This window comes from Caproiciproducens galactitolivorans (assembly GCF_026672255.1).
GTDB lineage: Bacteria > Bacillota > Clostridia > Oscillospirales > Acutalibacteraceae > Caproiciproducens > Caproiciproducens galactitolivorans_A.
Window position 1 is genome coordinate 79152 of sequence record NZ_JAPOHA010000011.1, and the last position, 13163, is coordinate 92314.

Here is a 13163-nt window from a genome sequence, read left to right on the forward strand (position 1 = left end):
TGAAACAATAATCCATATAGCTGATACTTTTATCCATATTTTGCGGTTGATTCCCAATGACGGAATAGACTATAATTTATAAAAGAGTAACGCAAAATTAGGGGGTATAATTATGAATACGAAAACGATTGCTGTTTTAACAAGCGGCGGCGACGCTCCCGGAATGAATGCTGCCGTACGTGCCGTTACAAGAACAGGAATTTCATCCGGAATGCGGGTAATGGGAGTCCGCAGAGGATATAACGGCCTTTTGAATCGTGATGTTTTTGAAATGAATCTTCGCAGTGTTTCCGACATTATCAACGATGGAGGCACCGCGCTGTTTACCGCACGCAGCCCGGAATTCAATACGCCGGAGGGCATTCAGGAAGCGGCGGACAATTGCCGCGACATGGGTATCGAAGGGGTTGTCGTCATTGGCGGCGACGGTTCTTTCCGCGGCGCGAGGGATTTAACGAAAGCAGGGATTCCCTGTGTCGGCGTGCCGGGAACCATCGATAACGATATTGCGTCCAGTGAATATACAATCGGATTCGACACAGCCATGAATACGGCTGTCGAGATGGTTGACCGTCTTCGCGACACAACCGAATCCCACGACCGCTGCAGTGTTGTTGAGGTTATGGGCAGACGCTGCGGCGACCTGGCTTTGCAGACGGGAATCGCGGTGGGCGCTACAACCATTCTGGTACCGGAAATTCCCTATGATTTTCAGAGGGATATTGTTGACCGTATGATGTTTACGCAGAAGACCGGCAAAAAACATTTTATTATTGTTGTTGCCGAAGGCGTAGGCGGTGTGGACAAGCTTGCAAAGGATATTGAAGCGAAAACAGGAATCGAAACCAGAGCAACCGTGCTTGGCCATGTACAGCGCGGCGGTTCGCCAACGCTGAGAGACCGTGTTGTCGGCAGTGTTATGGGATATTACGCGGCTGATCTGCTCTATCATGGAAAGGGCAACCGTGTTGTCGTTATGCGCGGGGGTAAAATTACAGACCTTGATATTACGGAAGCGCTGAATATGACCCGTACGTTTGACAAAAAGCTTTACGATATCGCTCATCGAATTTCCATATAAACAGAAAGGAGTCCTTTTTCAGGGGCTCCTTTTTCGTATCCCAAATTTCAAATTGCGTATTGACATTTCCCCCTAATCGTGTTATTTTATTAACAAACAGAATAAATCTTCAGGGCAGGGTGAAATTCCCTACCGGCGGTAAAGCCCGCGAGCCGTAAGGCAGATTCGGTGAAATTCCGAGGCCGACAGTACAGTCTGGATGGAAGAAGATAAGTGTAAAAGACATTGGCGCAGTGCCGGTCTGTTTTTTCGTAGTATTTGCCCTGAGAATTTATTCTCAGGGCTTTCTTTATGCCCCGGGAAAGGAGGAAACCGTGAATATCCAATATATGCGCAGGGCGCTGCACCTTGCAAAAAAAGGGGAGGGATACACCAACCCGAATCCGCTTGTCGGCGCGGTTCTTGTCCGGAACGATCGGATTATCGGCGAGGGATACCATGAAGCTTACGGCGCAAACCACGCGGAAATCAACGCAATGCTGCACGCGACGGAAGACGTAAGAGGAGCGGATTTGTATGTTACCTTGGAACCCTGCTCCCATTACGGGAAAACACCTCCCTGCGCGCAGGCAATTCTGAACAAAGGCATTAAAAGGGTGATCGTCGCGGCGGCGGACCCAAACCCGCTGGTCTCCGGAAGTGGGATTGCCTTACTCTGGGAGAACGGAGTGGAGGTGATTACGGGGGTGCTGGAAGACGAGAGCAGAAGGCTGAATGAAATCTTTTTCAAATACATAACGACGGGAATTCCCTTCTGTATCCTGAAAACCGCAATGTCGCTGGACGGAAAGATCGCGACCCGAACCGGCGATTCCCAATGGATTACGGGGGAAAGCGCCCGCAAGCAGGTGCATTTGCTCCGGCACCGGGCAGCCTGCGTCATGACGGGGGTCGGCACCGTCTTATCCGACGATCCGCTGCTTACCACGCGTCTTCCCGGTAAAAAAGGAAAAGATGCGGTACGGGTGATTGTGGACAGCAGCGCCCGAATTCCGCTGGATGCGAAGGTATTGAATCCGGATTCGGACGCGCCTACCATCCTTGCTGTAACGGAAAAAGCGAAAAACAAAAAAATAGAAGAACTGGAACAAAAAGGCGTAAAGATTATCGTCACACCCCTTACCGAAAGCGGGGTGGATCTTGCTTTCCTGATGAAAAAGCTGGGAGAAGAAGGGCTGGACAGCGTTTTGCTGGAGGGTGGAAGCAAGCTGAACGATTCCGCTCTCCGTCAGGGAATTGTCGATAAAGTGAATTTCTTTATCGCGCCGATCATTCTCGGAGGAGGCACTGCGAAGACGGCGGTTGGCGGCAGGGGGGTGGATTTCCTGAAGGACGCGTTTCCCCTGCGAAATCTGCGAACGAAACGGATTGGCGGCGACATGATGATCGAAGGGTATGTTGGAACCGGGGAGGGAACGCCATGTTCACAGGACTGATTGAGGAAACGGGAACGGTTGAATCCTTAAAGAAATCGGCGCAGTCCGCGCAAATCACCATTCAGGCTCAAAAAGTGCTTCCGGGGCTGCGCATAGGGGACAGTATCGCGGTGAACGGCGTATGCCTCACGGTAGTTTCTTTTAACAGGCTTCGCTTTACCGTAGACGCGACGGCGGAAACGCTGCGCCGGACGAACGGAAAGGGCTTTCTGCCGGGTGCGCGGGTCAATTTGGAACGCGCCCTGCGGCTGGGTGACCGGCTGGGAGGGCATATCGTAAGCGGCCATATCGACGGAACCGGCGTCATTCGGTTTGCGGCGCGGGAAGACAACGCGGTATCCATCGGCATAGCGGCGCCCGCGAGTATTTTAAAGTATGTTGTACAGAAAGGTTCGATCGCGGTGGACGGAGTAAGCCTTACGGTTTCCGGCGTGGACGATCAGCTGTTTCGGGTCTGCGTCATCCCGCATACACGGCAGGAAACAACGCTTACCCAAAAGAAGGCAGGCGACGCGGTAAACCTCGAATGCGATCTGATCGGAAAATATACGGGAAAGCTGCTGAAAGGGAATTCGCAGTCCGCGGGAATCACAGTGGATTTTTTACAGCAGAATGGATTTTGAAGGAGGTTTCATCAATGATCTATCATACGATTCCGGAAGCGTTGCATGCTTTACGGTCGGGGAAAATGATCCTCGTTACGGACGATAAAAACAGGGAGAACGAAGGAGATCTGATCTGCGCGGCCCAATACGCGACTTGCAAAAACGTGAACTTTATGGCAACGTACGCAAAAGGGCTGATCTGTATGCCCATGGATGAAAAGCTGGGCTGCAAACTGGGGCTTTCCCAGATGGTTTCGGAAAATACGGATAACCATTCCACCGCCTTTACTGTATCGATCGACCATGTGGAAACGACAACCGGAATTTCCGCAGCGGAGCGGTCGGTTACGGCGCGGAAATGTGTGGAGCTTGACGTAAAGCCGGAGGATTTCAGGAGGCCGGGCCACATGTTTCCGCTTATCGCAAGGCGCGGCGGCGTGCTCATGCGGAGCGGCCATACGGAGGCAACCGTTGATCTGATGCGGCTGGCGGGACTCCGGGAATGCGGCCTCTGCTGTGAAATGATGGGAGAGGACGGGTATATGATGCGTACCCCTCAGCTCTGGGAATTTGCCCGAAAGCACCAGCTCGTTTTTATCACGATTCATGATTTGCAGGATTATTGCCGCCGTCATGATAAGCATGTCGTCCATATGGCTTCCGCCAAATTGCCTACTGCTTACGGCGATTTTCAGATTCATGGATATGTCAATGATTTGACCGGCGAACACCATGTTGCTTTGGTAAAAGGAAACATCGGAGACGGTGAAAATCTTCTGTGCCGGGTTCATTCGGAGTGCCTGACGGGGGATGTGTTCGGTTCCCTGCGCTGTGACTGCGGGCAGCAGCTTGCCGCGGCGATGCGGCAGATCGAGAAGGAAGGGCGCGGGATTCTTCTTTATATGAGCCAGGAGGGACGGGGTATCGGGCTTATCAATAAGCTCAAAGCGTATGAGTTGCAGGAAAAAGGCCGCGATACGGTGGAAGCAAATCTGGAATTGGGCTTTGCGGCGGATCTGCGGGAATATTGGATTGGCGCTCAGATTTTGCAGGACTTAGGCGCAAGGAAAATTCGTCTGTTAACGAATAACCCAAGCAAAGTTTACGGCCTTGACGGGTTTGGCGTAGAGATTTCCGAGAGAGTTCCGATCGAGATCGATCCCTGTAAAGAAGACGCGTTCTACCTGAAAACAAAAGAAGAAAAGATGGGGCATCTGTTTTCCCGTATGCCATCATCAAGAATCTAAAGGAGGAAACTTACATGAGAGTAATGGAAGGAAAGCTGGTTGCAGAGGGACTGCAATTCGGCATTGTCGTTTCCCGGTTTAACGAGTTTATTTCCAGCCGTCTTTTAAGCGGCGCGCTGGATACCCTGAAACGCCACGGCGCTTCGGAAGGGGAAGTAGAAATCGCCTGGGTTCCGGGCGCCTTTGAAATTCCGCTTGCCGCGAAGAAGATGGCAAAGTCCGGAAAATACGACGCGGTCATCTGTTTGGGCGCCGTTATTCGGGGTTCCACTCCGCATTTTGATTATGTAAGCAATGAGGTTTCCAAAGGAATCGCCGCCGTCTCACTGGAAACAGAAACGCCGGTTGCCTTCGGTGTTTTAACGACGGATAATATTGAACAGGCCATTGAGCGGGCCGGTACCAAATCCGGAAACAAGGGTGCCGACGCGGCGCTGACTGCCATTGAAATGGCAAATCTGCTGAAGAATTTTTCGTAAACAGGTTTTAAAAAGTAAATCTTTTTTTGTTCACAGTATTTCTTATAAGAACATAAGATGGAATACTAAAAATAGAAAAAGGTGAGTTTATGCTCAATTTTATGAGCCCGAAACCAATTCGATGCAGTTATGATAAAACCGTAAATATCCCGATCGAATTATTTGAATCTCTGAATGGCAATTACTTTATCGGTTATGCGGATCATTTAAACCTCGGGAAAGGGACCAATGCGTGGGCCAGATTATATAACCCGCCGCATTCCGGTGTTAATCTGTTTGTAAATGTTTGGACGGTTACCGAAATATCGGAATCTCCCTTCCGCGCCCAGTTTTGGTTTAATTCATACCCTCCCGAAGGACCGTTCAAAACTGCTTCGGTAACTTCATCCAATACTGCGATTCAACCCGCTCCTGTTCCGCGTGTTGAACTGCAGTTTGCTTCCGGTGTTTCCGGTGATCCGACCGGAGGGGTGGCTGCGTTTGTCCGCGACGGAGAACCGGGAACAACTCTGGTAGAGACCGAAAATGGGAAATTGATTTTCCCTCCCGGCGGCAATTTCCTGGTTTTCCTTACTGTTACAGGGGACCTTTCCGCTGCGGCCGAGGGCAGAATTGCCTTCGGATGGTGGGAAGAAAAAATACCCTATTGCTTCTGACCGTTAAGGCGGCATCCTTCCGGATGCTGCCTTTTTCCGTAAATCTTAAGGAGTTCATAAGAAAGAATTCTGTTTTTGCTCTTTATTCTGTGGTAGAATAGATTTCAGAATACATAAGGAGCTGTTTTATATCGTGCATTTTAGAAGGAAATTCCGGTTTTTTGTTTTGGTAGCGATCGTTGCCGCTTTCGTGTTGCGGAATCCGTTTAAAATAGGAAACGGCGGGAACATATTGAGAAATATCGGTAATAAAGTATCGGATCCGATCGGTTCATTAAAAGAAGTCGCGAATGCGTTCAATCCGACCGTTACAGATAAACTGCATAGCCCGAATGCAATTTTGGTTTGTGTGGATGATCATACAATTCTGATGCAGAAAAAAAGCGAGCAGAAAATTTATCCCGCTTCATTAACAAAAATGATGACGACGATTGTTGCGATTGAAAATCTGCCGGATCTGCAAAAGAAAATTGTTCTTCCCGCGTCCATGTTTCAGAAATTATACAAAGAAAATGCATCCATGGCGGGATTTGTGCCGAATGAAAAGGTGAAAGCAGTCGATTTGCTTTACGGCGTTATGCTGCCAAGCGGGGCGGAATGCTGCATCGGTCTTGCCGATCATATTGCCGGTTCAGAACAGGGATTTGTTGAGAAAATGAATCAAAAAGCGGAGCAACTCGGTATGAAAAATACCCATTTTACCAATTGCACCGGTCTTCATGATGAAAAGCATTATACAACCGTAAAGGACCTGTCCATTCTTCTATGCTATGCGCTGCAAAATAAAACGTTTCAGGATGTTTTTACCTCTTCGCGTTATTCCACTTCCTCCACAAACAAGCATCCGGAGGGGATAACTTTTCAGAGCACCATGTTTAAAAATATGGAAAACCCCGTGATTAATGGCGGGAAAATAGTAGGCGGAAAAACCGGATTTACCGATGAAGCAGGCCTTTGCCTTGCCAGCCTCGCTGAAAAGGATCAGAAAGAGTATGTGCTCGTTACGGCCGGCGCCAGAGGCGATCACCAGACGGAGCAATACAATATCGATGACGCCCTGGAAGTATATAATGATTTGGGAAAAAGTAAATTCAATAAATAATTTTAGTGAAAATTGTTGAGCTGCTGCGCTGTTTTCGATAAATTCACGCTCATTTGTATAGAACGGTATCGCGGGCAAATAATAAAATGAGGTGATTCTATGAAATGTAAAATTGCAGTAGAGCAAAATCTTACTCCGGTAAAGGATTATCTTACCGGAAAAGGATATCAAGTGGAATGCATTAACTTTAATGATCAGTCTTTCACAAAATTGAAGGACTATGATGCAATTGTTGTAACAGGCTTAAAGAATGATTTTCTTGGCATGCAGGATACGATGACCGGTGCGGCTATTATTAATGCAACTGGTATGACGCCCGAAGAAGTGGAAAAAGAGATTGAATCCAATCACTGATTCCTTTGCCTCCATCGCTTTATGCGTTACGAATAGTTGGACCTGAGAAAGAGATTCCGGCTTTCTCAGGCCTTTTTGTACTACAAAAAAGCGCATGATTTTTCATCATGCGCTTTGCTGTGGTGGACCCGAACGGGATCGAACCGTCGACCTCCGCGTTGCGAACGCGGCGCTCTCCCAGCTGAGCTACGAGCCCATATCTCTTGTGCAACGAAGGATATTATATCATGTTAACGCGCCGATTTCAACTATTATTTTTATTTTTCCGACATCTTTTCTTTCGCAAATTTGCAAAACCCATTTAAACTGCATATTTCACATTTGGGGCTGCGGGCAGTGCATACCTTGCGGCCATGCAGGACAAGTCTGTGGCAGAAAGCGTTCGACTCATCCATAGGCAGTACTTCCCGGAGCTGCTTTTCCACCTTGAAGGGGTCTTTTCCCTCGCTCAGCCCGATTCTGCCGCATATGCGAATGCAGTGTGTATCGGTGACAACCGCCGGTTTATGATAAATATCGCCGACCACCAGGTTTGCGGTTTTTCTGCCCACGCCCGGCAGACGAAGCAATTCCTCGATGCTGTCGGGTACCACGCCCCCAAATTCCTCTTTCAACATCTTGCACGCGGCGTAAATATCGCGTGCCTTCGTCTTGTAAAGTCCGCACGTACGGATTAATTCTTCAATTTCTTCAACCGTACCTTCTGTAAAAGCTTCCACATTCGGGAATCTTTTAAAAAGGGCGGGCGTAACAAGGTTTACCCGCGCGTCGGTGCATTGTGCGGACAGCCGGGTCGCGATCAGCAATTGGAAGGCGTCCGTATAGTCAAGGGAACACATGGCGTCCGGATATTCTTTTTTTAAAGCCTCTACAGCCAAAGCGGCGCGTTGTTTTCGGGTCATATCCATTGCCTCCTGTATAATTTACTGTAAACTATTCTATCCTAAATTACAGAAAAGTACAAGTTGACAAGGAGAAGATAATCAAATATCATGTTGGTAAAGGAATCAAAAAAAGGAAGCGTGGGGAAAATATGAGCAGGGCACAGCTGAAAATTCTTGCGATGGTTAGTATGCTGATTGATCATATCGGCGCCCTGTTTTTTCCGCATATTATGCTTTTCCGTATCATCGGGCGGCTGGCTTTTCCGCTCTTCTGCTTTTTTATCGCGCAGGGGCTGATTTATACTTCCAATGTGCGGGCGTATCTCGGGCGTTTGTTTCTGTTTGCGCTGCTGTCCGAAATACCGTATGATCTTGCATTTTACGGAACCGTCTACCACCCGGAAAAGCAAAATGTGTTTTTTACCCTTTTCCTGGGGCTGATCGCGATTTCCCTTCTTCAGACTTATCTGGAAACCAAACCGTTTTTTGCGTTTGTGCTTGCCGGTATTCCCGTCTTAGTGGCGGAGGCGTTCCGCACGGATTACGGGTGGTTCGGCGTAACGCTCATCATTCTGTTTTACTGCCTGCGGGATGCAAAAACGAAAGGGGTTCTCCTGTTTGCCCTTTTGAATACAGGCTATAGCTTCCTGACGGGAACGATAAAACTTTATGCGGCGGCGGCCGGTGTTCCGATCCTGCTTTATAATGGGAAGAGAGGAAAGCCCGACTGGAAATACTTCTTTTACGCATTTTATCCCGTCCATTTGTTACTGCTGTATTTTGTACGTAATATTGCCTTTTAGTACCTGATCGTGTATAATTATCAATAAATAATCTAGGGAAAGGGAATGATTAAATTGTACAGCGATATGATGGACACAATAGGCTTTTTATCTCAGTCCGACCCCGCGGTCGGGGCGGCGATGAAAGAAGAATTAAAGCGCCAGCAGCGCAATCTGGAGATGATTGCCTCTGAGAATCTTGTTTCCCCCGCAGTAATGGCCGCCATGGGCAGCGTACTGACGAATAAATATGCGGAAGGTTACCCGGCAAAAAGGTATTACGGCGGATGCCAGTATGTCGACGTAGTCGAAAATCTTGCCCGCGACCGGGTCTGCGAACTTTTCCACGCGGAGCATGCCAACGTACAGCCGCATTCCGGCGCCCAGGCCAATATTGCGGTTTATTTTGCCCTCTTGAATCCCGGTGATACCGTAATGGGGATGAACCTTGCGGAAGGCGGACATCTTACACACGGCTCCCCGGTAAACCTTTCCGGTAAATATTTTCATTTCATTCCCTACGGCGTTGACCCCGAAACCGGACGTATTGATTACGACAAAGTTTATGAAACCGCAATGAAGGAAAAACCGAAGATGATTGTTGCGGGCGCAAGCGCCTACCCGAGAACCATTGATTTCAAACGGTTCCGCGAAATCTGCGACGCGTGCGGCGCGTATCTGATGGTCGACATGGCGCATATTGCCGGTCTTGTCGCTGCCGGTGAGCATCCCAACCCGGTGGAATGGTCGGATGTGGTTACCTCCACCACGCACAAAACGCTCCGCGGCCCCCGCGGCGGTTTGATTCTTTGCCGGGAAGAATACGCGAAAGCCATTGACAAAGCCATCTTCCCCGGCACGCAGGGCGGCCCGCTGATACATATTATTGCAGGCAAGGCGGTATGCTTCGGCGAAGCACTGAAGCCGGAATTTAAGGATTACGGCCACCGGATTGTCGAAAATGCCGCGGCTCTTGCCAACGGCCTGCTGAAACGGGGCGTGAAGCTTGTGAGCGGCGGTACGGACAATCATCTGATGCTGATTGATCTGAGCGGCATGGAGCTGACCGGAAAAGAGCTCGAACGCCGTCTCGACGCGGTTTATATTACCGCCAATAAAAACACGGTGCCGAATGAACAGCGCAGCCCGTTCATTACCAGCGGTGTTCGTCTGGGCACGCCCGCGATTACAACCCGCGGCCTGAATACGCAGGATATGGATAAGATTGCCGAGTGCATCACCCTTGCGATCAATGACTTTGATGCGAAAGGGGAAGAAATCCGCGCAATGGTTACGGAGATCTGCAATCGCTATCCTTTATACGAATAATTAAAAACAGGGTGGTGTGGTGACCATGGCGGCACCTTTAGCAGATCGGCTGCGCCCGCAGAGTTTGGATGACATTGTCGGCCAGCATCATCTTCTCGATCCCGACAAGGCTCTGCGGCGGATTATAGATTCCGGCGATATTCCCAATATGATCTTTTACGGACCGTCCGGGATTGGGAAAACCACGCTTGCCTCGATTATTGCAAAGCAGACGGAACGCAGCCTGTACAAGCTCAACGGAACCACCGCGTCTACCGCGGACATCCGTTCCGTGGTGGAACAGCTTGACACCTTTGCCGCGCCGAACGGAATTCTGCTTTATCTGGATGAAATTCAGTATTTTAATAAGAAGCAGCAGCAGACGCTTCTGGAGTTTATTGAAAACGGCCAGATTACGCTGATTGCCTCGACGACCGAAAATCCGTATTTTTATATTTATAACGCCATTCTCAGCCGGGCGACGGTTTTTGAGTTTAAGCCGGTGGAAAAAGAGGATGTCCTGCTGGCGGTGCGGCGCGCTTTCCGTTTTATGGAGCAGGAGCAGAACCGGGCGATTCAGGTGGAGGAAGGCGCGGCCGAAGCGATCGCTTCTTCTTGCAGCGGAGATGTGCGCAAGGCCATGAACGCCGTGGAGCTTTGCGTACTTTCGGGTGATGAGCGGAGCGACGCCTGCTTTGTTACGCTGGAAAAGGCAAAAGAGTTAACCCAGCGCAGCGCCTTGCGGTACGACCGCGCGGGGGACGAGCATTACGATATCCTTTCCGCGTTTCAAAAGTCGATGCGCGGTTCGGACCCGGACGCCGCAATCCACTATCTGGCGCGTTTAGTCGTCGCCGGGGATCTGCCGTCCATCTGCCGGCGGCTGATGGTCTGCGCCTGCGAGGACGTGGGGCTTGCTTATCCGCAGATCATCCCGATTGTGAAGGCGGCGGTGGACGCCGCGATGCAGGTCGGTTTTCCGGAAGCGCGCATTCCGCTGGCAGACGCGGTAATACTGGTGTGCAATTCCCCGAAATCCAATTCGGCATACTGTGCAATCGACGCCGCGGTCGCGGATGTTCAGAAGGGAAAGATCGGCAATATTCCCCGGCAGCTTCAAAACAAGCACTATGATGGGGAAGACAACCCCAATAAAGGGCAGTTTTATAAATATCCGCACGATTACCCGGATAAGTGGGTGGAACAGCAGTATTTGCCGGATGAACTGAAAAATGCCCGGTATTATGAATACGGGCAGAATAAGACGGAACAGGCTTATCGATCCTATTGGAACAGGATAAAAGGACAAAATAAGTAAATTTTCTTTAGCACATTCAAAATTTTTAGGATATTGTCTTGTATGTAACAGACGGGCGTGTTATGATGGATGCAGATGGGAGGCGAACGAGATGAAAAATGAAATTCTATTTAATTTAACATACGGCATGTATGCGATCGGTGTGAAGGATGAGAAAAAGGCTTCCGCCTGCATTGTAAATACGGTTGCGCAGGTTTGCAATGACCCCAATATGGTGGCGGTAAGCCTGAATCACAATAACTACAGCCATGAATGTATTGTTAAAAACGGGCTCTTCACCGTTTCCGTGTTGTCGGAAGACACCTCCGGCGCGGTAATCGGCGCATTAGGTTTTAATTCCGGACGTGATATCGATAAACTCAGCAACGTCCGCCATAAGATTTTAGCCGAGGGAGTACCCGTCCTGAAGGAAAACATTTGCTGCTGGTTCCTCTGCCGCGTGGTAAACAGCGTGGAAACCCCCACGCACACCATATTTATCGCAGAAATCTGTGCAGGCAGTGATGAAGCCAAGGGCAAGCCGATGACATATGACTACTATCATAAAGTCATCAAGGGAAAGGCGCCGAAAAACGCCCCGACCTATCAGCCGGAGCCAACGAATGACGATCTTGACGGCGACAGCTGGGTTTGCACCGTCTGCGGTTATGTCTACAATGATCCCGATGTACCCTTTGAGGATCTTCCGGAGGATTGGGTCTGCCCGATCTGCGGTGCTCCGAAATCCGCTTTTATACGGAAATAAAGAAAAGAGCTTACCTGTTTTTCAAGGTAAGCTCTTTTACGCAGTATCATAAGGGGCAGCCGATACGGAATCGGCTGCCCTTGCTTTCTAGCGGACTGTAAATTTATAGATGGTGGTACGCTTGTATTTTTCGCCCGGTTTCAAGTTTTGATACGGGAAATTCGCGTGATGCACGGAATCGGGGAAAAACTGCGTTTCAAGGCAGACCGCGTGATGCGGCAGATAGGTTATGCCGTCTTTGCCGACCCCGTCCCGAAAACTGTTTCCGGTATAAACCTGCATGCCCGGCATATCGGTGAAAACGGACATTACCCGTCCGCTTGCCTGGTCGTAGAGTTCGCCGGCTTTTTTCATTCCGTCCGCGCCTTTCAGGACGAAGTTGTGGTCGTAGCCGCCGCAGCTTTTTAAAAGGCTGTCGTTTGCCCGGATATCCTGCCCGATTGTCTTGGATTTGTTAAAATCATAGGCTGTACCCGCAACCGGCAACAGTTCGCCGGTCGGAATCAAATCCGGGCCGACAGCGGTAATAGAATCGGCGTTGATTTGCAGTTCCTGCGACAGGACATCTTTTTTTGCATTTCCGCTGATATTGAAATACGAATGATTCGTCAGGTTGACCGGCGTTTCGTGGTCGGTGCGCGCGGCATATTCGATGATTAAGGCGTTGTCGGTGGAAAGCGAATAGGTAACGGTGATGTCGAGGTTGCCGGGAAATCCGCTTTCGCCGTCTTTACTGCAATAGGAAAAAGCAGCGGAAGGGGAGTCGTCGTCATTGCTGCTGCATTTTAGCTTCCAAATCCGATCCTGAATTCCGCCGGGAGCGCTGTGAAGGGAGTTCTTGCCGTTATTGGCCGCAAGGGGGTAGCTTTTGCCGTCGATTGTAAATTCCGCTCCGCCGATACGATTTGCAAAGCGGCCTACAACGGCGCCGAAAACGTCTCCTTTTTCAAGATACCCTTCCAGATTGTCGTGCCCCAATACCACATCGCCGAATTTCCCGTTTTTATCCGGCGTCAGCAATTTTACAATCCGGCAGCCGTATGTGATGATTTGTGCGGTCATTCCGTTGGCATTTTTAAGAGTATAACTTTCTACCTTCGTGCCGTCCGGCATAACCCCGAAAATAGATTTATCGAGACTCATTTTCATTACCTTCTTCTATGTAA

The 13163-nt window shown here is 49.6% G+C and carries 14 protein-coding genes, 1 tRNA gene and 1 riboswitch; of the genes, 12 read left to right on the top strand and 3 right to left on the bottom strand.

Features of this window, described 5'->3' with window-relative positions:
* Positions 1–112: 112 nt before the first annotated feature.
* From pfkA to OUY18_RS11265, 8 genes are all read left to right on the top strand, one after another.
* Entirely contained in the window at positions 113–1081 is a 969-nt protein-coding gene (gene pfkA, locus OUY18_RS11230; RefSeq protein WP_268058880.1) for a 6-phosphofructokinase, read from the top strand.
* 101 nt (positions 1082–1182) lie between these two features.
* Positions 1183–1296: riboswitch (FMN riboswitch) on the top strand.
* Between the two features lie 99 nt (positions 1297–1395).
* Positions 1396–2517, top strand: a complete 1122-nt coding sequence (gene ribD, locus OUY18_RS11235; RefSeq protein ID WP_268058881.1) for a bifunctional diaminohydroxyphosphoribosylaminopyrimidine deaminase/5-amino-6-(5-phosphoribosylamino)uracil reductase RibD — start codon at positions 1396–1398, stop codon at positions 2515–2517.
* Positions 2502–3140 (top strand): riboflavin synthase, encoded by a 639-nt coding sequence (locus OUY18_RS11240; protein WP_268058882.1) that lies wholly within the window; start codon positions 2502–2504, stop codon positions 3138–3140. Before ribD ends, OUY18_RS11240 begins: the two co-directional genes overlap by 16 nt.
* A 14-nt stretch (positions 3141–3154) precedes the next feature.
* Positions 3155–4369: a bifunctional 3,4-dihydroxy-2-butanone-4-phosphate synthase/GTP cyclohydrolase II gene (locus OUY18_RS11245; RefSeq protein ID WP_326492994.1), complete on the top strand. Its 1215-nt coding sequence runs from the start codon at positions 3155–3157 to the stop codon at positions 4367–4369.
* A gap of 14 nt (positions 4370–4383) precedes the next feature.
* Positions 4384–4848, top strand: coding sequence for a 6,7-dimethyl-8-ribityllumazine synthase (ribE, locus tag OUY18_RS11250; protein WP_268058883.1), 465 nt, complete (start codon positions 4384–4386; stop codon positions 4846–4848).
* A gap of 89 nt (positions 4849–4937) precedes the next feature.
* A complete protein-coding gene (locus OUY18_RS11255; RefSeq protein WP_268058884.1) occupies positions 4938–5504 on the top strand; it encodes a DUF6143 family protein in 567 nt (188 codons plus the stop codon).
* Positions 5505–5736: 232 nt separating this feature from the next.
* Positions 5737–6606 carry a D-alanyl-D-alanine carboxypeptidase family protein gene (locus tag OUY18_RS11260; protein ID WP_419196141.1) on the top strand — a complete coding sequence of 290 codons (870 nt, stop codon included), beginning with the start codon at positions 5737–5739 and terminating at the stop codon, positions 6604–6606.
* Between the two features lie 99 nt (positions 6607–6705).
* Positions 6706–6960, top strand: coding sequence for a YkuS family protein (locus tag OUY18_RS11265; RefSeq protein ID WP_268058885.1), 255 nt, complete (start codon positions 6706–6708; stop codon positions 6958–6960).
* A 120-nt stretch (positions 6961–7080) separates the two neighbouring features.
* Here OUY18_RS11265 and OUY18_RS11270 read toward each other — a convergent pair.
* Together OUY18_RS11270 and nth are read right to left on the bottom strand one after the other, a co-directional pair.
* A tRNA-Ala gene (locus OUY18_RS11270) sits at positions 7081–7156 on the bottom strand.
* Between the two features lie 61 nt (positions 7157–7217).
* Positions 7218–7862, bottom strand: coding sequence for an endonuclease III (gene nth / locus OUY18_RS11275; RefSeq protein WP_268058886.1), 645 nt, complete (start codon positions 7860–7862; stop codon positions 7218–7220).
* Between the two features lie 131 nt (positions 7863–7993).
* On the opposite strand from nth, the gene OUY18_RS11280 reads away from it, so the two are divergent.
* From OUY18_RS11280 to OUY18_RS11295, 4 genes are all read left to right on the top strand, one after another.
* Positions 7994–8647: a TraX family protein gene (locus OUY18_RS11280; RefSeq protein ID WP_268058887.1), complete on the top strand. Its 654-nt coding sequence runs from the start codon at positions 7994–7996 to the stop codon at positions 8645–8647.
* A 54-nt stretch (positions 8648–8701) separates the two neighbouring features.
* Positions 8702–9955, top strand: a complete 1254-nt coding sequence (glyA, locus tag OUY18_RS11285) for a serine hydroxymethyltransferase (protein WP_326492995.1) — start codon at positions 8702–8704, stop codon at positions 9953–9955.
* A gap of 25 nt (positions 9956–9980) precedes the next feature.
* Positions 9981–11252, top strand: coding sequence for a replication-associated recombination protein A (locus OUY18_RS11290; RefSeq protein WP_268058889.1), 1272 nt, complete (start codon positions 9981–9983; stop codon positions 11250–11252).
* A gap of 91 nt (positions 11253–11343) precedes the next feature.
* Positions 11344–11997, top strand: coding sequence for a flavin reductase (locus tag OUY18_RS11295; RefSeq protein WP_268058890.1), 654 nt, complete (start codon positions 11344–11346; stop codon positions 11995–11997).
* Positions 11998–12084: 87 nt separating this feature from the next.
* Here the strand turns inward: OUY18_RS11295 and OUY18_RS11300 are convergent, their stop codons facing one another.
* Complete coding sequence (locus OUY18_RS11300; protein ID WP_268058891.1) at positions 12085–13140, bottom strand: aldose epimerase family protein; 1056 nt, start codon at positions 13138–13140, stop codon at positions 12085–12087.
* Positions 13141–13163: the final 23 nt, after the last annotated feature.